Raw genomic sequence first — 22242 nt, 5'->3', positions numbered from 1 at the left:
GTTGCCGGAGTTGTCATTTATGTTTATAATAGCTAAGGCTATTCACGAGAATACGAAGTAAGAAAGGATTAATCATGGCACAAACACTAACAGATAAAGTAAACACACGAAAAACATTTGCAATTATCTCTCACCCGGATGCTGGTAAGACGACGATTACAGAGCAACTCCTATTATTTGGGGGAGCAATCCGTCAAGCGGGTACGGTAAAAGGGAAGAAATCAGGGAAATTTGCTAAATCCGACTGGATGAAAATTGAGCAACAACGTGGTATTTCCGTAACAAGTTCAGTTATGCAAGTGGATTATGATGGGTTACAAATCAATATTTTGGATACTCCAGGACATGAGGATTTCTCAGAAGATACATACCGGACACTGATGGCAGTAGACAGTGCAGTCATGGTTATCGATAGTGGTAAAGGGATTGAGCCGCAAACGAAAAAACTATTTAAAGTTTGTCGGATGCGCGGTATTCCGATTTTTACCTTCATTAATAAATTGGACCGTGATGGACGCGAACCGATGGATCTTATTGCTGAATTGGAAGAAGTATTGGAAATCGATGCATACCCAATGAACTGGCCAATGGGAATGGGTAAAAACTTCCTTGGTATCTACGATATTTACAATAACCGTGTTGAATTGACACACCCTGAGCAAAACGGGGACAATGATTTCTTGCCATTGGATGAAGATGGTGCAATCATTGGCGACTATCCTATTACAGAATCAACAATCTACACACAAGCTATGGAAGATGTTCTTCTATTAAACGAAGCAGGAAATCCATTCGATGAAGAAGCAATCGCTAACGGCGAATTAACACCGGTATTTTTCGGTTCTGCTTTAACAGGTTTTGGAGTACAAACATTCTTGGACGCTTACATCGACTTTGCGCCGAGTCCAGCAGCTAAGAAAACGGAAGAGGGAGAATTAATTCCAACTTCTAAAGAAGATTTGACTGGGTTTATTTTCAAAATTCAAGCCAATATGAACCCTGCTCACCGTGATAGAATTGCATTTATGCGTATCTGCTCGGGAGAATTTGAACCGGGTGTGGATGTTACTATCCAACGTACAGGTAAAAAACTAAAATTGTCACATACAACGCAGTTTATGGCGGACTCCCGTGAGTCAGTGAAAAGTGCCGTTGCAGGCGATATTATCGGTCTGTATGATACGGGTAACTTACAAATCGGCGATACGCTGTATGAAGGTAAAAATAAAGTTCAATTCGAGGCATTACCACAGTTTACCCCTGAATTATTTATGAAAGTAACGCCTAAGAACGTTATGAAACAAAAATCATTCTACAAAGGGATTCAACAATTAGTTCAAGAGGGTGCCATTCAGCTGTATAAAACGTACCATACGGAAGAATTTATTTTGGGTGCTGTCGGACAGTTGCAATTTGAGGTATTCCAGTTCCGTTTGTTGAATGAATATAATTCTGAAGTAGATATGACTCCAATGGGATCCAAAATTGCACGTTGGATTGAAGAAGAGGATCTAGATGTGAACATGTCATCAAGTCGTAACTTGTTATGCAAGGACCGCTTTGATAACCCAGTATTCCTATTCGAAAATCAATTCGCTATGCGTTGGTTCGAAGATAAGTACCCTGAAGTTAAATTAAAATCCTTACTATAAAAACCAAAAAAAGATGCGTGCTGTAATCAGCGCGCATCTTTTTTGATATAAGATAATTCCACAAAGTTGTGTCCGGGCATCACTTCAACATCAACTTCTTCCGTCCAGTCTGTTAATTTGTTGCGAACAAAATCAATTTCATTTTGTTTAACGCGTCTGTTCCGATTCAGAAGAATGATGTCTTCGTGTGTTGGGGCACCCGTAAAAATTACTGTTGTTTGTCCGAGCGAATAAACCTTGACGAAGTTTGCGTCCGTATTGGCTAATTGCTCACGTACAAGTTCCGGATGGCTATTGGTTACGTCAATTAGTTTCATATAATACCCCCCTCTGCTTTTTCAATTACCCTCATTATAAACCTTTTCTAAAAATTAAAGAAGCATAAGGGAAAATTAAACCGGAAAGCATCATAACCTTCATAGTAACACGCAAGCAAAAAGGCCGGGAAATAACTCCCGGCTCCTCTACTATTAACGAATGATTTCCCACTTTAGGACATAACTGGGTAATGATGCCCGAATCATTCCTCACTTTAGGACATAACTTTGTAATGATAGATAATAGTGGCGTAAACGTGCTAAAATTTCTATTCTGTTTCGCGTACTTCTTCTTCATCTTGTAGCTGTTCTTCCTCTGCTTGCTTTACCTCGATATTTCCTTCTGAATCGATATCGAAGGCCAAGTTTTTAACGGAAGGGTGGTCTAGATAGTAGTCTGCGACGTGGTCTTCGATTTGTTCTTGGATAATCCGACGTAATGGACGTGCGCCCATAGCAGGGTTATATCCCAAATCGATTAACTTCGCTTTTGCTTCATCACTGACCTTAATCGTAATTTCCTTATCAGCCAAAGCGTTGTTTACATCATCCATCATCAACGTCAGGATGCTCGTCAAATCTTCTCTAGATAAGGATTTGAATTCCACGATGGCATCGAACCGATTGATAAATTCTGGTTTGAAATAATTACCCAGTTTATCAATGATAGAACGTGTTGTTCCAGAAAGAGCAGCACCGAACCCCACACTTGCTTCTTGGTCGCCGGTTCCCGCATTACTTGTCATAATGATAATTGTATCCTTAAAGCTTACCACACGCCCTTGAGAGTCCGTTAAACGCCCGTCTTCTAGAATTTGTAAGAAGAGGTGCATGACGTCTGGATGGGCTTTTTCAACTTCATCCAACAACACAATACTATATGGATTTCTACGGACACGCTCTGTCAATTGTCCAGCTTCTTCGTACCCGACATAGCCAGGAGGAGAACCAATCATTTTAGAGACAGCATGTTTTTCCATGTATTCACTCATGTCGAAACGAAGAATAGAATCTTCCGTTCCAAACATTTCATTAGCCAGTTGACGTGCCAATTCTGTTTTACCGACACCAGTAGGTCCAACAAATAGGAAAGAACCGATAGGGCGGTTTTTACGAGAGAATCCGACACGGTTACGGCGAATCGCTTTCGAAACTTTCTCAATTGCTTCATCTTGACCAATGACATGTGCTTTCAAGTCAGTATCCAGATTTTTCAATTGTTTCTGTTCTTTTTCTTGTAATTCTCCAACTGGAATATTTGTTTTAGTTTCCACGATTAATTGGATATCTTTCTCTGTCACACGGTTATTGTTATCCATCGAAGTCGGATTTTCTTTCATATTGCGCAAGTTCAGTAGTTGATCACGGTAATAAGCTGCTTTTTCGTAATCTTCAGCATTTAGGGCAGCATCTTTTTCTTTTTCCGCCGCTGCAATGCGTTCTTCGATTTCTTTTGGATCTACAATTTTCAGAGTCAGATTTTTCTTGGAACCTGATTCGTCCAATAAGTCGATGGCTTTGTCAGGCAAGAAACGATCTTGAATGTAACGATGCGATAGTTTAACAGCAGCTTCCAACGCTTCATCTGAATATTTAACATGGTGGTATTCTTCATATTTCGGACGTAATCCTTGCAGAATAATCAATGTTTGTTCAGGTGTAGGCTCGCTGACACGTACGGGTTGGAAACGACGTTCTAAAGCAGAGTCTTTCTCGATTTTACGATACTCATTTAACGTTGTCGCACCAATGAGTTGTAATTCGCCACGCGCTAGGGCAGGTTTCAAAATATTTCCGGCATCCATACTTCCTTCGGCACTACCGGCACCAACGATTTCGTGGATTTCATCAATAAACAAAATAATTTTATCGTTTTGACGGACTTGGTCCATTAATTGTTGCATCCGTTCTTCGAATTGACCGCGGATTCCTGTTCCTTGCACGAGAGAAACGACATCTAAACGAATAAGCTCTTTGTCCAGCAGTTTCTGCGGAACATCACCATCCACGATTTTTTGTGCTAAACCTTCGACAACGGATGTCTTACCAACACCTGCTTCACCCGTTAAAACAGGGTTGTTTTTACTACGGCGATTTAGAATTTCAATTACACGGGCAATTTCGCTGTCGCGACCAATCACCGGATCAATCATTCCTTGACGTGCCAATTCGGTTAAGTTAACACCGTACTGACCTAATAACCCGCCGTCCTTGCCGCCATCTTTACCTTGTTGCGGTTGTGGACCGTTTGGTTGTTTTTGGGCACGGTTTTGTTGTTGAGCTTGGCGGAAGAATTGCTCTAAGTCGCCGAAGTTAAACGGATCGTTACCCATTTGATTTCTGAAGAAGCCCGAGTTAGGATTTTGACCGCGAGAGGCCGTTAGTTGCTGATAGCAGTTTTGACATAAATCAATTTTTTGAGTTTGACCATTTAGTGACGCATAGAGATGGATGGATGCTTCATTTTGGCCACAATTTATACATTTCATATTATTAAACATCCTTTCTTTATCACGTTTTAATTTTACTTGCACTATTATTATACATTGACCAATTTTGACTTTCAAGTATTTTGAACAATTAATGACCAAATAGGTTGCAATCCATATAAAAACACCTAAAAGAGTTGTTCTAAGTTACAAAAAATGGTAATCTAGTTCTATGAAAGGGTTATATTCCTTTACTTATAGAAGAATTTTTTAGAGCGCTTTATAATATCTAAAAGTCATCGGTTGATGTATAATCTAAATGTTGAGGAATACTTTCCAAATTCATATAAAAAGGGGACCAACGTCATGGAGAAAAAAGACTTTCATATTATTGCTGAAACAGGTATTCACGCAAGACCAGCTACATTGTTAGTTCAAACAGCTAGCAAATTTAACTCAGATATTAACCTAGAGTACAAAGGTAAATCTGTAAACTTGAAATCAATCATGGGTGTTATGTCTCTTGGTGTAGGCCAAGGTGCAGAAGTAACAATCACTGTTGATGGACAAGACGAAGCTGAAGCAATGGAAGGCATCGTCGAAACACTTAAGAAAGAAGGTTTGGCTGAGTAATGACTAACCAGTTAGTAGGAATTGCTGCTAGTGATGGAATCGCCATAGGAAAAGCATATCTGCTAACGGAGCCAGACTTATCTTTTGATAAAGTTTCAATTACAGATCCAGAAGGCGAAATTAAGCGCCTTCTGGATTCTTTTGAGAAATCAAAAAATGAAATCCAAGGTATCCGTGAACATGTGGCTAAAGCTGTTGGTGAAGATGAAGCGCAAGTATTCGACGCACATTTAATGGTATTATCCGATCCTGAACTATTTGATGGCATTAAAAATGATATTACAGAAAACATGATAAACGCTGAAGCAGCTTTATCAACAGTTGCAAAAATGTATATCAACATGTTTGAGTCAATGGAAGACAATCCATATATGCAAGAACGTGCAGCTGATATTAAAGATGTAACTGAGAGAGTAATGGGACACTTATTAGGCGTTAAAATCCCTAGCCCGGCTACTATCAATGAAGAAGTTGTAATCGTAGCCAAAGACTTAACACCAAGTGATACAGCACAATTGAATCGTGACTATGTTAAAGGTTTTGTAACCGATATCGGTGGACGTACATCTCACTCCGCTATTATGGCGCGTTCTTTAGAAATTCCTGCTGTTGTAGGAACGAAAGAAGTAACACAAGTAATCGCTGAAGGTGACATGGTTATCATCGATGGTCTAGAAGGCGACATTATTATTCGTCCGAATGAAGAAACAATTGCTGTCTATCAAGAAAAAGCTGCTGCTTTCAAAGAGCAACAACTTGAGTGGGCTAAATTAAAAGATTCAAAGAGTTTGTCTAAAGATGGCAAACAAATTGAAATCGCAGCAAATATTGGAACACCTAAAGATTTAACAGGTGTTATCGAAAACGGTGCGGAAGGAATCGGTTTGTACCGGACAGAGTTCTTGTACATGGATTCAGAAGACTTCCCAACTGAAGATGAACAATACGAAGCTTACAAAGCAGTTCTTGAAGGTGTAAACGGACAAGCAGTTGTTGTTCGTACGATGGATATCGGTGGCGATAAAGAATTGCCATACCTACAATTACCTGAAGAAATGAACCCGTTCTTGGGTTACCGCGCTGTTCGTATTTCATTGGCGGAAACAGAAATGTTCCGTACACAATTGCGTGCATTGCTACGTGCATCTGTACATGGTAAATTACGCATTATGTTCCCAATGATTGCAACAGTAAATGAGTTCCGCGATGCGAAAGCTATCTTGGACGAAGAGAAAGCAAAACTAGAAGCAGAAGGAACAGAAGTTTCAAATGAAATCCAAGTGGGTATCATGATTGAAATTCCTGCTGCAGCAGTATTAGCTCATCAATTCGCTAAAGAAGTTGACTTCTTCAGTATCGGAACAAATGACTTGATTCAATACACAATGGCTGCTGACCGTATGAATGAACGCGTGTCATACTTGTACCAACCATATAACCCTGCTATTTTAACATTGTTGAAACATGTTATTGATTCAGCACATGCTGAAGGCAAATGGGTTGGTATGTGTGGCGAGATGGCCGGCGATCAAACAGCTGTACCATTGTTGCTAGGTCTAGGTCTGGACGAATTCTCAATGAGCGCTTCAAGTGTCTTGAAAACAAGAAGCTTAGTGGCTAAATTGGATTCCAAAGAAATGGAAAAACTAGCAAATAAAGCAATCAACGAATGTGCAACAGTTGAAGAAGTTATTGCTTTAGTTGAAGAAATGCAAGAATTAATTAAATAATAAAAAGCAGCTCCGTTGTTATTTTACCAATCCTGTAATGAGGGTTCGTGATGTAATGGGGGGGCTTTTTTTTATATAGCAATAAACTAAGCGAATTCGCTTCGAAGCAAAGTTTATTTTCCGATTGATGAAACTGGCGGGCTTGAAGGCCGTTATCCGCCGGAAACGCTATGCCTATAAACCGCACAAGCCAGCACATGTGGTAGAGAACATCCTGAACCGGGAATTCCGAAAGGCCTACCAGCCGATGACAGTGCTGTTGACCGATGTCACGGAATTCAAGTACGGGCAGCAATCCAAAGCTTATCTCAGCGCGATTTTGGATTATGGGGAAAATAAAATTGTGGCCTATCAACTGTCGAAGGCGAACAACAACGCCTTGGTCCGAGATACCGTCAGCCAAATCAAGGACCAGCTTATCCCAAGCAAAACGCTGCTGCACAGTGACCGCGGGTTCCAGTATACCTCGCATGGCTTCAAAAAAATCGTGGCAGAAAACCGCCTCATCCAGAGCATGTCCCGAGTGGGCAAATGCATCGACAACGGGCCGATGGAGAACTTCTGGGGAATCATCAAAGAGGAGATGTACCGCCTCAAGACCTATCAGAGTTTTGAGGAACTGGAGCAGGATATTAAACAATACATTGCTTTTTATAACACCCGACGGGTGACCTTGAAGATGGGCTTGGGGATTCCAGCTTAAAAAATATGATGCTAGTAGATATAATTTTAGGAAATCCCGCAGGCCGGAGGGCATTTCCTTCGCCAACACCCAATACGGGGGCAATTAAAAATGCCATGCACAACAAACGTTATACATGGCATAAACTATTTTGTTTTTTTACCTGTCTACTTGACAGGGGGCAGTTCAAGTTTTCTTTTTTTGTATTTATGCTAAAAACAGAGTACTGTATAATTACGTATCGTTTGGATGATGGAGGAAATCATCGTTTTTCAAGTTAATATAGGACTAAAGTGCTATGCTCTTTTAAGGATTTTTGGTTTATACTTTACTCAAATGAAAGATGTAAATGAAAAGAAGGTGAAGACATGAGAATTGGAATGTTTACTGATTCATATTTTCCACAGATAAGTGGGGTTTCGACATCCATCAAAATTTTAAAAGATGAGTTGGAAGCGCGTGGACACGAAGTGATTATATTTACGACGACAGATCCCCATGCTGTTGTGGAACCGAATATCGTCCGCTTAACTAGTATTCCTTTTTTATCATTCAAAGAACGGCGCATTGCGATTAAAGGATTTTCCAAAGCGCTGAAAGAAGCGAAGAAATATAAAATTGATATTATTCATACACATACCGAATTTAGTTTAGGGATTGCAGGGAAATATGTCGCAAAAATGCTCGATATACCAAGTATCCATACGTACCACACGATGTACGAGAAATACGTACACTATATAGCAAGAGGCAAAATAATCCGTAAAAACGATGTTATTCGTCTGAGTAGAATATTTTGTAATCGGACAGCGGGTATTATTGTTCCAAGTCAATTAATGAAAGAAATGCTTATGGATTATGGCGTGAAGGCTGAGATTCGTGTGATTCCAACAGGGATTCCTATTCCAGAAGCTATACCAGGCATACGTGAGAAGATGCGTCAGCAGCTTGGATTGAAAGATGATGAAATTGTACTTCTTTCCTTGTCACGTTTGGCTTATGAAAAGAATCTTCACAAGACAATTAATGCCTTTCCGGCAGTATTGAAGAAATATCCGAATGCAAAGCTCGTATTTGCGGGAGATGGTCCAGCTCGTGAAGATTTAGAAACACTGGTTAGAGACTCCAAACTGACTGACTCTATCTCATTTGTTGGGGAAGTTGCTTACGAAGCTGTGCCGAACTACTATCAAATGGCAGATGTTTATGTCAACGCATCAGAATCAGAAACACAAGGACTGACGTACTTGGAGAGCATTGTAAATGGCTGTCCGGTCGTTGCCAAACGAAATGACTATTTATCAGAAATTATTCGGAACCCATTATTAGGTTCACTTTTTACCGAAGATGATGAAATGGCAGAACATATCATCCAGACCATTGAAATGACACAATCTAATCAGCAACAATTAGAAGAAGCAGAGCTTATTCGTGAAATATCAGCGGAAACTTTTTCAAAGCGTGTGTTGAGCTACTATCGCAATGTGATTGCAAATGATGTCTTTGAAACGGAAAAGAAAAAGACAACGATTTTAATGAGGAAAATTAAACAGATTAACCGTTAATACTTGAAAGAGGGGGAGACAAAAAGTCTCTCCCTCTTTTTCTGTAGCTATCCAACTCAATTCTACGAATTAGAAATCTTATGAAAATCCCGAGTGATTCACGCTGTCAAAAAGCTTTTTTCTTCTGTACATTATTGGGAATGCACCTACTAGGAGTGTTATACTAAGAGTGTATGGTTAGAGCTTTAGAGGAGGTAGATTATATTGGGAGAAAAAATAGGATTTGTGGGAACCGGAGTGATGGGTGCTTCGATGGTCCGCCACCTTTTAAATGCCGGACATGAAGTACATGTCTACAATCGCACAAAGAAAAAAACTGATTCACTTGTTGAAGCGGGTGCTATTTGGCAAGAATCGCCGGCTGAAGTGATGAAACAGTCAAATGTAATCATAACGATTGTCGGGTATCCTACTGATGTGGAAGAAACCTATTTTGGCGAAAAAGGCATTTTGAATGCTGTCAAATCAGGTGACGTTTTAATTGATATGACCACAAGTCAGCCAAGCTTGGCTGTTAAAATTTATGAAGCTGCAAAAGAAAAAGGCGCTGAAGCTTTAGATGCACCAGTATCCGGTGGAGACAAAGGGGCACAAAACGGGACATTAACTACAATGGTTGGTGGCGACCAAGCAACTTTTGAAAAAGTGAAACCTATTTTGGATGTCTTTTCCGGTAAAGTGATGTTGCAAGGTCCAGCAGGCAGTGGACAGCACACAAAAATGGCGAATCAAATTATGATTGCCGGAACGATGACTGGGATGACAGAGTTAATGGCTTACGCCAAAGCAGCGGGCTTGGATGTTGCTAAGGTTATTGAGCAAGTGGGTTCGGGAGCAGCGGGAAATTGGTCACTGGCCAACTACTCACCACGTATCCTTACTGATGACTATTCACCCGGATTTTTCGTCAAACATTTTATCAAAGACCTGAAAATAGCATTAGAAGAGGCTGATAAGCTCGGAGTCGATTTACCAGGTACAACACTTGCAAAAGACCTCTATGAGCGTCTTGCAGGCAAAGGATTTGAGGATGCCGGCACGCAGGCACTCATTAAACTCTGGTGGGAAGCGTGATTTCTGAAAAAAATTAATGCCTTCTAAGTGAAATAATGCTAGAATAATAAAGAAGTTAGTCTGGAAAGGGGAAAAATATATGAAACCTTCACAATTATCAGCTATCATCCGACGTTTAGAAGTGATGATGGAAGACGACGGAGAAATCGAAGTTCGTCGCTTTGAGAAAGACGGCAACGAGCGATGCGTTGTAAGATATAACCGTGAATCCCAAATGTTTGAACTAGAAGAATCAGCGAGCAATCAAACGTACGAATTTGATGATTTAGATTTAGTAGCAATCGAAATTTTCGAATTGATACAAGACTAAGCAATTGGAAAAGGGGGTGGAACGCAAGTTCTGCTCCTTTTAGTATATATAAATGGAGGGAGAAGCACATGGAACCGACAATTAAAGTAGCGTTACTTGGGTTTGGGACGGTTGGAAGTGGTGTCTATCAGATGCTGACCGAGAATAAAAGCAAGATAACTCAAAAGAAACAAGTGGATTTTGAAATCTGTAAAATATTGGTTGGTAATAGAACCAAACACCAAGCAGCTATTGAGAAGGGCGTTCCAATTACCACGGATTTTTCGGAAATTTTGAATGATCCGACCATACAAATTGTTGTAGAGGTAATGGGGAGTGCTGAAACGGCCAGAGAATATATCATCCACTCACTTGAAGCAGGGAAACACGTGGTAACGGCCAACAAAGATGCATTGGCGTTATACGGTGATGAATTGACGCGTGTTGCAAAAGAGAATAATAAGAACTTATTTTTTGAAGCCAGTGTCGCCGGTGGTATCCCCATCATCCGGGCACTAACAGATAGTTTTATTGCGGACTCTATTCAAGAGGTCAGCGGTATCATTAATGGGACGACCAACTTCATTATAAGCCGTATGAGTGAAGAAGGAGAATCTTACGAGCAGGCGTTAGCACTCGCTCAGGAGAAAGGTTTTGCAGAAGCCGATCCGACCGGGGATGTGGAAGGTTTGGATGCCGCGCGCAAGTTAATCATCTTGGTGAAGCTGGCATTTGGCTACCGAATGAAGCTTGATGACTTTCCCGTGTCAGGTATTACCCAATTGAAACAACACGATTTTGATGCAGCCAAGCACTATGGCTTCACACTCAAGTTAATCGGTAGTGCGAAGCAATTGGAAGAAGGGTTCACAGCCCGTGTCGGTATGTATCTGGTTCCGCTCGCTCATCCATTGGCCATGGTTAAAAACGAGTACAATGGTGTTTTTGTAAAAGGTGAAGCGATAGGTGAAACCATGTTTTACGGGCCGGGTGCAGGAAGTCTCCCAACTGCCAACAGCGTGGTAGCGGATATTTTGGCCATTTCGGATCGTATCAAGTGGCAACAGACGGAATCGTTCTTGCCACTCGTTTCCAATGATTATTCATGGCATCAAGCGGGTACCTTGGTTACCGATGCCTTAGTTCGTGTTGGTGATCAAGAGGCAGTAGCATCGCTAGTCTCTCAAAAATTGAACGGCGAGGTTTCGAAATATGGGGCCGACTACATGTATCTTTCCAATATAACAGAGCAACAGTTGGAAGAGTTGGAAGCTAATGAACGCGTTGAAGCGATTTATAGAAAATTATAAAGAGGGATATTATGACACACATTATCGTACCGGCAACATCTGCAAACCTTGGGCCAGGCTTTGATTCTTTCGGAGTAGCGGTATCTTTATACCTCGACTTGGAAATCCTTCAACCTGCTTCAGAGTGGATTATCACTCATGAACTGGACGGTCTCCCCCATGATCGTTCCAATTTGATTATTCAAACGGCGCTGGAATTAGCACCAAACTTAGAACCCCATCATTTGAAAATGACTTCCGAGGTTCCACCGGCACGCGGTCTGGGCAGTAGCTCGGCAGCGATTGTAGCGGGAATAGAATTGGCGAATTTTCTAGGAAAACTTAACTTAACGGCTGATGAAAAAATCCAGATTGCGTCACGGATTGAAGGGCACCCTGATAATGTAATGCCTGCGATTGTCGGCGATTTTGTCGTCGGTGCAAATGTAGCGGGACAGGTATTTTGGAAGCAGATTCCATTCCCGGATGCATGTTTCGTATCGGTTATTCCTAAACGTGAACTAAAAACGACGGAAAGCCGTTCGGTTTTGCCGAAGGAACTACTATTCCCGGAAGCTGTCCAAGCCAGTAGTATTGCCAATGTATTGCTTTCTGCTCTGCAACAAGGCGATTTGACCACGGCAGGGAAAATGATGGAGGCAGATTTGTTTCATGAACCTTATCGGGCAACCCTGATTCCGGAAGTCGTACAGCTGCGTAAAATCGCTCATGAAGAAAAAGCCTATGGAACTTACTTAAGTGGTGCAGGTACGACGGTTATGACCGTGATTGCATCCGAATACGCACCTGCATTAGTGGAACGTGTGAAAAATGAAATGCCGGACTGTCTGGTTCATCTTACGAAAGTGGATAAACAGGGCGTTCGAATTGTAAAAGCGGACTGAGAGAAACTTCTCAGTTTTCTTGTGTTTCTTTGCTATTCTTCTATAATAAAGGTAAAATAAAATGCTTAGTAAAAAAGAAGAGGAGAACATATGCTGGATAATTTTAGGCCAACATGGATGGTGGAAAATATTTATCAAATTTCCCCGGAAAAGTTAAAAAAACATAATATAAAAGCTGTTTTCGCTGATTTAGATAACACGCTTGTTGCTTGGAATAACCCGAACGGGACACCGGAGTTGCTGGCGTGGATTGAAGACGTAAAAGCAAACGGGATTCCTGTTGTTATTGTTTCCAACAATAAAGATGAACGTATTAAGATTGTTGCAGATCATTTGGGACTCTATTATATTGCACGTGCGTTGAAACCATCGCGCCAAGGCTATAGACGTGCCAGTAAAAAAGTTGGCATCCCATTGGAGAATTGTGTCATGGTCGGAGACCAATTGCTGACAGATATTCTTGGAGCTAACCGGGCAGGGCTACGCACGATTTTAGTACGTCCTATTGTACAATCGGATGCTTGGAATACAAGCATAAACCGCTTTTTCGAACGGTTTATCATGCGTCACCTATTAAATAAAAACCCGGATATGAAGTGGAGGAATGAACTTGACTGAGGAAGAATTATTTTGTATCGGCTGTGGAGCCAAGATTCAAACAGAAAATGCTGACGAGCGTGGGTATACACCAAATAGTGCATTAGCAAAAGGAATCGAAACAGGCCAGTTGCTGTGCCAACGTTGTTTCCGTCTGCGCCACTATAACCAATTAGAAAAAGTTGAAGCTACGGATGATGAATTCTTGGCGATGTTAAACAGCATTGGCGACGAGGATGCGTTGGTTGTTAAAGTTGTCGATATTTTTGACATGTATGGTAGTATGATTCCGGGCTTGCATCGCTTTGTAGGTAAAAACCCAATCTTGATAGTGGGTAATAAAGTGGATGTCTTGCCACGATCTGTGAAACATTCACGTGTTACGCATTGGATGATGAAGCAAGCACGTGCAGCAGGACTAAGACCCGTTGACGCGATGCTCGTAAGTGGTAAAAAAGCAACGTACATTGATGATTTATTGAAGAAGGTTGAAGAACTGCGTGAAGGCCGCAATGTTTACGTTGTAGGTGTTACAAACGTTGGTAAATCAACTATAATGAACCAAATCATCAAAGCAGCAACAGGGAACAATGAAGACGTGATTACAACGTCACAATTCCCTGGAACGACATTGGATCAAATTCGTATCCCTCTTGATGATGGATCGAGCTTAATCGATACACCGGGAATTATTCACCGTCACCAAATGGCACATGTTTTATCAGAAAAAGATTTACATCTTGTGTCACCGCAAAAAGAATTGAAACCAATGACATATCAGTTGAATGCTGGTCAAACTCTGTTTCTTGGAGCAATTGCTCGCTTTGATTATGTATTGGGTGAACGTGCATCCTTCACAGGATATTTCTCAAATGATTTAAAGATTCACCGTACCAAAACTGAAAAAGCAGATGCCTTTTATGATAAACATAAAGGTGGACTGCTACAGCCGCCAAGTGAAACAGAAATTGAACAGTTTCCGAAATTAGTGCGTCGTGAATTCGTAGTGAAAGAACCAACGGATATTGTATTCTCCGGCCTTGGATGGATAGCTGTCCATAAACCGGGTAAAGTAGCCGTATGGGTTCCAGAAGGCGTAGACGCAGTTATTCGTGAGCCAATTATTTAGAATTGAGGGAAATTATGGAATTAAGAGGAAAGCAAAAACAATTTTTAAAGAAAGAAGCACATCATTTGCAACCTATTTTTCAAATAGGAAAAGCAGGTTTAACGGACGAAATCATTCGTTTAATTGATGAAGCATTAGAAAAAAGAGAATTAATCAAAATTAACTTGTTACAAAATACGGATGAAGTAGCGGCTGACGTTGCTGAAGAAGTAGCAGAACGCATTGATGCTTTCGTTGTACAACAAATTGGGAAGACTATTATTTTCTTCCGCGAATCATCGAAAGAAAAATATCAAAAGATTTCCGTACAAGTTAAAAAGATATAAGTAGAAAGGTGAATGGCATGGTCAATTTGATTAACGTGTTCGAAAAGTTGGATTTTTTCGTGCTGGCAGATACTGAACCACTTGAAGAGGGGCCAGAGCGCAAAAGAGTCGGCATTCTAGGAGGGACATTCAATCCTCCCCATCTCGGGCATCTTATTATGGCTGAGCAAGCAGGGAAGCAACTCGGACTGGACAAAGTATACTTTATGCCAGATGCCGAGCCGCCACACGTCGATCAAAAGCCATTCATCCCAGGTAAACACCGAGCAGAAATGGTTCGACGCAGCATCCAGGGCAATCCAATGTTTGAACTTGAAGATTGTGAATTGCAACGGGGCGGTAAAAGTTACACCTTCGATACAATGATGGAATTGACAAAAAATAATCCGAACACCGATTATTATTTCATCATTGGGGGCGATATGGTGGAATATTTACCGAAATGGCACCGAATCGATGAGCTTCTCACCATCGTAAATTTTGTTGGTGTGGCGCGTCCCGGATATCCAAAAGTGAGCTCCTATCCGGTTATCTGGGTAGATTCCCCTGAAGTCGCGATTAGTTCAACCCAAGTTCGTAAAATGGTAAAGAATCGTCAATCCATTCGTTATCTTGTTCCGGAAGAAGTGGAACAGTACATCGTTGAGGAGGATCTTTATCTTGACTAATATGTATACAAAATGGGATAGAGCAGCGCTTTTGGAAGAAGTCTCTTTGAGGGTGAAAAAAGCACGTTTTGCGCATATTTTAAGAGTAGAAGCGAAAGCTATTGAATTAGCGCATAAATACGCGGGCGATGTAGAAGCTTGCCAATTAGCAGCTTTACTGCACGATTATGCAAAAGACATGCCGCGTTCTGAAGTTGTAAAAATTCAGCAAGCAGCGCATATTGACGCTGAAATGCTGGCTTTTGGCAGCCAGATTTGGCATGGTCCGGCAGGGGCTTATTATGCAAAAGAAACATTTGGAGTAACTAATCAAGAGGTGCTGGATGCTATCTATCAACATACAATTGGTGGCGAACAGATGAGTCTGGTATCCAAAATTGTTTTTATTGCCGATTATATCGAAAACGGCCGTGATTTTCCGGGAGTATCTGAAGCCAGAGAACTTGCCAATCAGGATCTCGATGCAGCAGTCATCTATAAAATCAAACAAACCTTGAAACATTTAGTAGACCGGGAAGAACGTATTTATCCCGGCACCTTAACTGTCTATAACCAATGGATGCAAAAAATGGAGGATTAATATTTTGAAAAGTGAAGAAATTTTAGAAGTTGTAGTAAGAGCGGCTGACGATAAGTTAGCAGAAAATATAGTGGTAATGGATGTTCGTGGTCTAACGTCAATCGGTGACTATTTTGTAGTCATGAACGGTCGTAACGAACGTCAAATGGGTGCGATTGCGGAAGGTATTACTCAATCCGTTCATAAAAACAAAATCCCATTGAAAAATCAAGAAGGAAAAGATTCAGGTAACTGGACTTTGATCGACTTGAGCGACGTAATCGTTCATATTTTTAGTAACGACGAGCGTTCATACTATAACTTGGAAAAACTATGGAGCGATGCACCGTTAGTAGATATTTCTGAGTGGGTAACTGAGTAATGAGTTATCACATCTTCTCCTATTTTTATGATAAAGTGATGGATCAGTCCGTTTATGATGACTGGATGGCATTTATAAAAAAATACCAACCAGCTGATAAGAACCTGGAGATTTTGGAACTTGCTTGTGGAACCGGACAGATTGCGGTGCAATTGGCTAAAAGAGGTCACGATGTAACGGGATTTGATTTGTCAGAGGATATGCTTGTTCTAGCGAATGAACGGATGCAAGAAGAAAATGTTTCGTTTGAACTCTTACAGGGGGATATGCGTGAACTGGCAGATATTGGGCACTTTGATGTCTGTACGTGCTTTTCCGACTCATTATGTTACTTGAGGGAAGAAAACGACTTAAAGGCCGTTTTTGAGGGCGTGTACGCGAATCTAAAAGACGAGGGTGTCTTTTTATTCGATGTTCACTCCTTACATCAAGTGAATAACGTATTCCCTGGTTATCAATATATTCACCAAGATGAAGATGATGTTTTCTTGTGGGAGAGTTTTGAGGGCGACCTAGAGAACTCTGTTGAGCATTTATTGACGTTTTTCGTCGAAAATGAAGATGGTTCGTTTAATCGTCTCCAAGAACTACACGAGGAACGCGTATTTGAAATCGCAGTCTACAAAAAGTTACTAATCGAAGCTGGGTTCAAGTCAGTCGCTTTAACCGCCGATTTTGGTCGCGAGTCTGTTTCAGAAACCAGTCCACGGTGGTTCTTTGCATGTAAAAAGTAATAAAAGGAGGAAGCGATGAAAAGTTGTGGTGTAGTGGCAGAATATAACCCTTTTCATAATGGCCATCGTTTCCAACTGCAACAAGCGCGTGAGCAATCGGGAGCTGATGTGATGGTCGTTTCCATGAGTGGAAACTTTACTCAACGAGGTGAACCAGCTATTTATGATAAATGGCTGCGAGCACGCATGGCATTGGAGAATGGTGCTGACTTAGTTCTGGAACAATCTGTTCTGGGAAGTGTTCAGGCTTCTGATTTCTTTGCCAAAGCAAATGTCCGATTGCTCCACCAAATGAACTGCGATGCTATTTCATTTGGCGCTGAAAATGGAACGACAAGTGAATTCAGTGAATTAGCGGAAAAATTGGTCGCATCTGCCGATCAAATCGATCAGCATTTTCAGTCGTCACGTAATGACGGGAGTACTTATGCCGCTCAGATGGCGGAAGCGATTGAAGCAACAATTGGCAAAACAGCCATTCGTATGAATGAGCCCAATAATCAATTGGCGCTGTCCTACTTAAAAGAAAATCTTCTATATTCTAAGCCTATGCAACCTGTCGTTATTCAACGAAAGGGAGCCGGGCACAATGACCAAAGTGGAGACACTTCTAAGCAGGCGAGCGGCACGTATTTGCGCACGTTGCTCTTGAACCAGGAGTATGCTAATCTTGGTTTGTGGGTGCCGGATGCAAGCAGATTGATGCAAGAAAAAGCAGTTAGCTGGGACACATGGTGGCCGTACTTAAAATACCAAATTGTTTTGAAAACGCCGGATCAATTAAGAGAAATTTATCAAATGGAAGAAGGAATCGAATTTCGTTTGAAGAAAAATATCTTGGAGGCGGAAACTTTTACCACTTTTATTGAGTCGGTAAAAAGTAAACGCTGGTCCTGGGTAAGGTTACAACGCTTATGCGTCTATATTTTACTGGGAATCACGCGTGAAGAGGCAGTGATGTATTTTAAGGAAAACCAACCTGTTCGCATACTGGGTTTTACTGCAAAAGGCAGAGCCTACTTGAAGCAAATAAAAAATGACGAAACAACTTTCGTCACAAATATGAACAAATTTACAGCGGGAAAATTAGCTATTGAGATTCGAAGCGACGCCATTTATACATTTGGTCATGGTGAAGAACAGAATTTCAGGCGTTCGCCAATTATTATTCCTTAGGCTGCCAAACTTTTCGTGAGGTTGTAAAGGAAAATACATTGACAAACAATTTTTTCACTAGTATAATTCAATTTGTTATTTTAGGGGTGAAGGAAATGAAGTGGACCTTAAAAGAAATCCAAGAACATCGTGGTGAACCGGTTTATTTCACTGAAACAATTAACCGGGAAACAGCATTGATGGATAGGGATAAAGAAATCCTGGCAGTTTCAGATATCAAAGCAACTGGTTTTCTATTATATGAAAATCGTTCAGTACTTGCCAATTTCCAGATCGATTACACGGTCACCCTGCCTTCGTCTCGTTCTTTGGAGCCTGTGGAAGTAACGTTTAATATTCCAATCTTTGAAACGTATGTTGAGGATGAAATGAATTTTGAAGGGTCTAACGATCCGGAAGATGTCATTATTCCTATTGAGGACGGTTGGGTGGACTTAGTGCCAGCTATCGAAGATAATATCTTGCTTAATATTCCAACTCAAATTTTGAGCGAAGAAGAGCGCCAATCAAGTGACATGCCTCAAGGAAGTAATTGGAGTGTTGTAACGGAAGATGACCTCGAGAAACAAAGAGCGAAGGAAAAAGAAGAACAAATTGATCCGCGTTTTGCAGGTCTGAAAGCTCTTCTTCAAGACGAAGAAAACTTAGATTGATGCTTGATTGTCGATAACTCGACGAACAATACAGGGAGGTGTAAGGAAATGGCAGTACCTAAAAGAAGAACATCTAAAGCACGCAAGGCGAAAAGACGTACGCACTTCAAATTGGAAGTACCTGGTATGACAGCTTGCCCAAATTGTGGTGAATTCAAGAAAAGCCACCACGTGTGTGCTTCATGCGGTCAATACGACGGCAAAGAAGTTATTTCATCAGAAGCTTAATCAGCTTAATATGATAAAAATGAACCGGGGGACATTATGTCTGCCGGCTTTTTTTTATCATTGAATGAGAGATGAGGCAGGACGAAAAGTGCTAACTCAAACGGGATTTTGCATCTGAGTTAGCACTTTCCGATTCCCTACACCATCATTTTCAAAAATCAGACTTTAGAAGGTGCAAAGCGAAGGTCGTTCGTTGTAAAATAAATGAGGCTAGTCGGAAAGGAAGTAGAACACGTGAATAACTTTGATATTCTAGAAATATTTTTATATGTCTTTCCAATTTTACAAATTATTATTGTGCATTTATTTTTCCGCTCTTATTTAATGTATCGAAATAAATTTAAGTTCTCGGTAACGGATACCGTGTTACCTATTTTATTAGTGGGGATTCATATATTGAGCGGTCGTTGGTTGGCTTTTAGTTTACTCCCACACTATTTATTTGGTATCTTCTTGATTGGATTAGGAATAACTTTGTATTTTGAAAAATCACCCAAGCAGTTTATGGCCGGGAAAGTTTTTTCGATTATTATGAAAATGGGCTTTGTCATCGGATTCGCACTCTACTATGTCATTGTCATTGCACGAATTCTACAATTAATCCGCGGTTAAAGTAAAAAGGAGGATTAGAATGAAAGTATTATTATATTCAGGTGACTTACGCTTCATCAAACATTCTGGTCTGGGTAAGGCAGTTGAACACCAAAAAACCGCGCTCGCATCTGCTGGTGTTATATATACGACCAATCCCGCTGATACATACGATATCGTCCATATGAATACTTATTTTCCTAAATCAGTCCTTTTTGCCAAAAAAATGAAACGTAAAGGAATCCCAGTTGTGTATCATGCTCACTCTACTAAGCAGGATTTCCGCAATTCCTTTCGGTTTTCGAACGTTTTGGCACCTCATTTTGAAAAATGGATTGTTAGAAGTTATAACTTGGGAGATGTCGTAGTCACCCCAACTGCTTATGCGAAGGCGCTTTTAGAAGAGTCAGGCGTTACTACGCCCATCTATCCGATTTCAAATGGTATTGACCTTCAGTATTATGCTGCGACCGACGCCATGCGCAAACAGTTTCGGGAGGCTTACGGCTATAACGAGCAAGATAAGATCGTGATGGCAGTGGGTCACTATATTAAACGTAAAGGAATTTTGGATTTTGTTGAGTTGGCGAAACGCTTACCAGAATATAAATTCATCTGGTTCGGCTACACGAGTATGGTCGAAATTCCGAGTGAAATTCAAGAAGCGGTAAAAGTAGATTTGCCGAACCTGCAATTCGCGGGCTATATCCCGGCAGAGGAATTGCGTAATGCTTATGCAGGAGTTGACTTATTTCTTTTCCCGACCTACGAAGAAACGGAAGGAATTGTACTGTTAGAAGCAATGGCGATGCAACAAAATATTTTATTGCGGGATATCCCGATTTATTCTGAATATATTTCAGGCGAACACGTGTATAAAGCCGCGGATGTAGTTTCTTTTGCAGAGACAATCACTAAACTCTTTAACGGAGAATTACCAACATTAGTTTTTAACGCATATGAAGAAGTAAAAAAACGGGATATTAATCAAGTAGGGGAGCAATTACGTGCATTGTATGCCCAAACACTTTCCCGTTACCACGACGTAATGGGCGATGGCCCCACACCGTGAAATGATTGACAAACCTTGTAATAACAAGCTTATACGTTCCACACCTTTGGTTATCAACAAGGTGTGGGATTTTTTTTGTTAATTTTTTGATATTTGGTGGTGGGAAGTGGGGGATTGTGGTAGACTAAACTCATGTTGGGAAAATGGGGTGATTTTTCATGCTGATGGGCGAATACAAGCACAATATGGATGCGAAAGGCCGCATCATTATGCCAGCTAAATTCCGCGAGGAGTTGGGAGAGCGTTTTATTCTGACACGCGGGTTGGACGGCTGTTTATTTGGTTACCCTATGGACCAATGGAAAATACTCGAAGAAAAACTGAAAAATTTACCACTTGCTAAGAAAGATGCACGTGCTTTTGTACGGTTCTTTTATTCTGCAGCGGTTGAAGCAGAAATTGATAAGCAAGGTCGGATTAATGTCCCTAAAAATTTAATGGAATACGCAAAAATAGAAAAAGAATGCCATGTTGTTGGAGTCTCAGATCGAATTGAGATTTGGAGCAGTGAAAAATGGAATGCCTTCGCAGAAGAAGCAGAAGAGTCATTTGAAGATATTGCTGAGAACATGATTGATTTTGGATTGTAGGTGAAAAAAATGTCAGAATTTGAACACTATAGTGTGCTGTTGGAAGAGTCCATTGATGGCCTGGCTATCAAATCAGATGGTATTTATGTTGATTGTACCCTGGGAGGCGCTGGACACAGCCGTAAAATATTAGAAAAATTGAACGCGGAAGGTCATTTGTATGCATTTGATCAGGACCGTGTGGCGATTGAAAACGCTGAGAGAGAATTAAAAACATATATTGAAAATGGGCAAGTAACCCTGATTAAATCAAATTTTCGTCATATTAAAGAAGAACTTGAGAGCCGAAATGTATTTGGCGTAGATGGCATCTTATATGACTTAGGCGTTTCATCACCGCAGTTGGATGAAGCAGAGCGCGGATTTAGTTACCGCTTTGATGCGAAGTTAGATATGCGGATGGATCAAGACCAAGAATTGACGGCCTATACTGTAATCAATGAATGGTCTTATGAGCAATTAGTAAAAATCTTCTACCGTTACGGTGAAGAGAAATTTTCTAAACAAATTGCACGTCGGATTGAAAAGTTGCGCGCTGAGAAGCCGATTGAAACAACCGGTGAGTTAGTTGATATCATTCGTGATAGTATTCCGGCTGCCGCAAGAAGAAAAGGTGGACATCCAGGTAAGCGTATTTTCCAAGCACTGCGTATTGCAGTCAATGATGAATTGGATGCCATTTCCGATTCAATTGAAGATGCTTTGGAATTATTAAACGTGAACGGCCGCATGAGCGTGATTACGTTCCAATCGTTGGAAGACCGGATTGTAAAGACCATGTTTAAAGAAGTTTCTTCGAAAGAAGATATTCCGGCGAACTTACCTTTACTACCGTCCCAAATGGAACCAGATTATAAATTAATCAATCGCAAGCCGATTTTACCGAGTGACTCAGAACTGGATGAGAACCGTCGTTCGCAAAGTTCAAAACTCCGTATTATTGAACGGAAACATAAATCAGATAATTAAAAC

The 22242-nt window shown here is 40.8% G+C and carries 25 protein-coding genes; 23 read left to right on the top strand and 2 right to left on the bottom strand.

All coding sequences use genetic code 11. The annotated features are described in order from the left end of the window. The first annotated feature begins 74 nt into the window (after nt 1-74). A complete protein-coding gene (locus G7058_RS02900; RefSeq protein ID WP_166062144.1) occupies nt 75-1652 on the top strand; it encodes a peptide chain release factor 3 in 1578 nt (525 codons plus the stop codon). Nucleotides 1653-1678: 26 nt separating this feature from the next. On the opposite strand, the gene G7058_RS02895 is transcribed toward G7058_RS02900, so the two are convergent. Beyond that, nucleotides 1679-1969 carry a DUF1827 family protein gene (locus G7058_RS02895; protein WP_166062143.1) on the bottom strand — a complete coding sequence of 97 codons (291 nt, stop codon included), beginning with the start codon at nt 1967-1969 and terminating at the stop codon, nt 1679-1681. 269 nt (nt 1970-2238) lie between these two features. Next, the gene (locus tag G7058_RS02890; RefSeq protein WP_166062142.1) at nt 2239-4458 is read right to left on the bottom strand and encodes an ATP-dependent Clp protease ATP-binding subunit; all 2220 of its coding nucleotides are present in this window, start codon (nt 4456-4458) and stop codon (nt 2239-2241) included. A 306-nt stretch (nt 4459-4764) separates the two neighbouring features. On the opposite strand from G7058_RS02890, the gene G7058_RS02885 reads away from it, so the two are divergent. The 22 genes from G7058_RS02885 (at nt 4765) to rsmH (ending at nt 22239) form a co-directional block, all read left to right on the top strand. Further along, on the top strand, nt 4765-5031 hold the full coding sequence (locus tag G7058_RS02885) for a phosphocarrier protein HPr (protein WP_166062141.1): 267 nt from the start codon (nt 4765-4767) through the stop codon (nt 5029-5031). Beyond that, the gene (ptsP, locus tag G7058_RS02880) at nt 5031-6761 is read left to right on the top strand and encodes a phosphoenolpyruvate--protein phosphotransferase (protein WP_166062140.1); all 1731 of its coding nucleotides are present in this window, start codon (nt 5031-5033) and stop codon (nt 6759-6761) included. Before G7058_RS02885 ends, ptsP begins: the two co-directional genes overlap by 1 nt. 127 nt (nt 6762-6888) lie before the next feature. After that, entirely contained in the window at nt 6889-7464 is a 576-nt protein-coding gene (locus G7058_RS02875; RefSeq protein WP_166062139.1) for an IS3 family transposase, read from the top strand. Between the two features lie 347 nt (nt 7465-7811). Beyond that, nucleotides 7812-9008 (top strand): glycosyltransferase family 4 protein, encoded by a 1197-nt coding sequence (locus G7058_RS02870; RefSeq protein WP_166062138.1) that lies wholly within the window; start codon nt 7812-7814, stop codon nt 9006-9008. A gap of 240 nt (nt 9009-9248) precedes the next feature. Beyond that, nucleotides 9249-10082: an NAD(P)-dependent oxidoreductase gene (locus G7058_RS02865; protein WP_264372327.1), complete on the top strand. Its 834-nt coding sequence runs from the start codon at nt 9249-9251 to the stop codon at nt 10080-10082. 79 nt (nt 10083-10161) lie between these two features. Further along, nucleotides 10162-10392, top strand: coding sequence for a YkuJ family protein (locus G7058_RS02860; protein ID WP_166062136.1), 231 nt, complete (start codon nt 10162-10164; stop codon nt 10390-10392). Nucleotides 10393-10460: 68 nt separating this feature from the next. Then, on the top strand, nt 10461-11681 hold the full coding sequence (locus tag G7058_RS02855) for a homoserine dehydrogenase (protein ID WP_166062135.1): 1221 nt from the start codon (nt 10461-10463) through the stop codon (nt 11679-11681). 11 nt (nt 11682-11692) lie between these two features. After that, a complete protein-coding gene (thrB, locus tag G7058_RS02850) occupies nt 11693-12565 on the top strand; it encodes a homoserine kinase (RefSeq protein ID WP_166062134.1) in 873 nt (290 codons plus the stop codon). A gap of 90 nt (nt 12566-12655) precedes the next feature. Then, on the top strand, nt 12656-13183 hold the full coding sequence (locus G7058_RS02845; RefSeq protein ID WP_166062133.1) for a YqeG family HAD IIIA-type phosphatase: 528 nt from the start codon (nt 12656-12658) through the stop codon (nt 13181-13183). Continuing rightward, the gene (gene yqeH / locus G7058_RS02840) at nt 13176-14291 is read left to right on the top strand and encodes a ribosome biogenesis GTPase YqeH (RefSeq protein WP_227004481.1); all 1116 of its coding nucleotides are present in this window, start codon (nt 13176-13178) and stop codon (nt 14289-14291) included. The genes G7058_RS02845 and yqeH overlap by 8 nt, the downstream gene beginning before the upstream one ends. Before the next feature lie 14 nt (nt 14292-14305). Continuing rightward, a complete protein-coding gene (gene yhbY, locus G7058_RS02835; protein ID WP_166062130.1) occupies nt 14306-14617 on the top strand; it encodes a ribosome assembly RNA-binding protein YhbY in 312 nt (103 codons plus the stop codon). Between the two features lie 17 nt (nt 14618-14634). Next, nucleotides 14635-15285 (top strand): nicotinate-nucleotide adenylyltransferase, encoded by a 651-nt coding sequence (locus tag G7058_RS02830; RefSeq protein WP_166062129.1) that lies wholly within the window; start codon nt 14635-14637, stop codon nt 15283-15285. Nucleotide 15286: 1 nt separating this feature from the next. Then, entirely contained in the window at nt 15287-15865 is a 579-nt protein-coding gene (yqeK, locus tag G7058_RS02825; protein WP_227004516.1) for a bis(5'-nucleosyl)-tetraphosphatase (symmetrical) YqeK, read from the top strand. 4 nt (nt 15866-15869) lie between these two features. Continuing rightward, nucleotides 15870-16226 carry a ribosome silencing factor gene (gene rsfS, locus G7058_RS02820; RefSeq protein ID WP_166062127.1) on the top strand — a complete coding sequence of 119 codons (357 nt, stop codon included), beginning with the start codon at nt 15870-15872 and terminating at the stop codon, nt 16224-16226. Further along, the gene (locus G7058_RS02815) at nt 16226-16960 is read left to right on the top strand and encodes a class I SAM-dependent DNA methyltransferase (RefSeq protein ID WP_166062126.1); all 735 of its coding nucleotides are present in this window, start codon (nt 16226-16228) and stop codon (nt 16958-16960) included. Before rsfS ends, G7058_RS02815 begins: the two co-directional genes overlap by 1 nt. Before the next feature lie 15 nt (nt 16961-16975). Then, nucleotides 16976-18136: a nucleotidyltransferase gene (locus tag G7058_RS02810; protein ID WP_166062125.1), complete on the top strand. Its 1161-nt coding sequence runs from the start codon at nt 16976-16978 to the stop codon at nt 18134-18136. Nucleotides 18137-18231: 95 nt separating this feature from the next. Further along, a complete protein-coding gene (locus G7058_RS02805) occupies nt 18232-18789 on the top strand; it encodes a YceD family protein (RefSeq protein WP_166062124.1) in 558 nt (185 codons plus the stop codon). Between the two features lie 48 nt (nt 18790-18837). After that, a complete protein-coding gene (rpmF, locus tag G7058_RS02800) occupies nt 18838-19017 on the top strand; it encodes a 50S ribosomal protein L32 (RefSeq protein WP_166062123.1) in 180 nt (59 codons plus the stop codon). A gap of 234 nt (nt 19018-19251) precedes the next feature. Continuing rightward, nucleotides 19252-19629 (top strand): DUF3397 family protein, encoded by a 378-nt coding sequence (locus G7058_RS02795; RefSeq protein WP_166062122.1) that lies wholly within the window; start codon nt 19252-19254, stop codon nt 19627-19629. Between the two features lie 19 nt (nt 19630-19648). Beyond that, nucleotides 19649-20680 carry a glycosyltransferase gene (locus tag G7058_RS02790; RefSeq protein ID WP_166062121.1) on the top strand — a complete coding sequence of 344 codons (1032 nt, stop codon included), beginning with the start codon at nt 19649-19651 and terminating at the stop codon, nt 20678-20680. Between the two features lie 158 nt (nt 20681-20838). Beyond that, entirely contained in the window at nt 20839-21270 is a 432-nt protein-coding gene (gene mraZ / locus G7058_RS02785) for a division/cell wall cluster transcriptional repressor MraZ (RefSeq protein ID WP_166062120.1), read from the top strand. A 9-nt stretch (nt 21271-21279) separates the two neighbouring features. Then, nucleotides 21280-22239 (top strand): 16S rRNA (cytosine(1402)-N(4))-methyltransferase RsmH, encoded by a 960-nt coding sequence (rsmH, locus tag G7058_RS02780; RefSeq protein ID WP_166062119.1) that lies wholly within the window; start codon nt 21280-21282, stop codon nt 22237-22239. The last annotated feature ends 3 nt before the right edge of the window (nt 22240-22242 follow it).

Source organism: Jeotgalibaca porci, from assembly GCF_011299095.1.
In the GTDB taxonomy this organism is placed as follows: domain Bacteria; phylum Bacillota; class Bacilli; order Lactobacillales; family Aerococcaceae; genus Jeotgalibaca; species Jeotgalibaca porci.
Note: the sequence above shows the minus strand (reverse complement) of the source record. Positions and strands in the feature narration are given on the sequence as shown.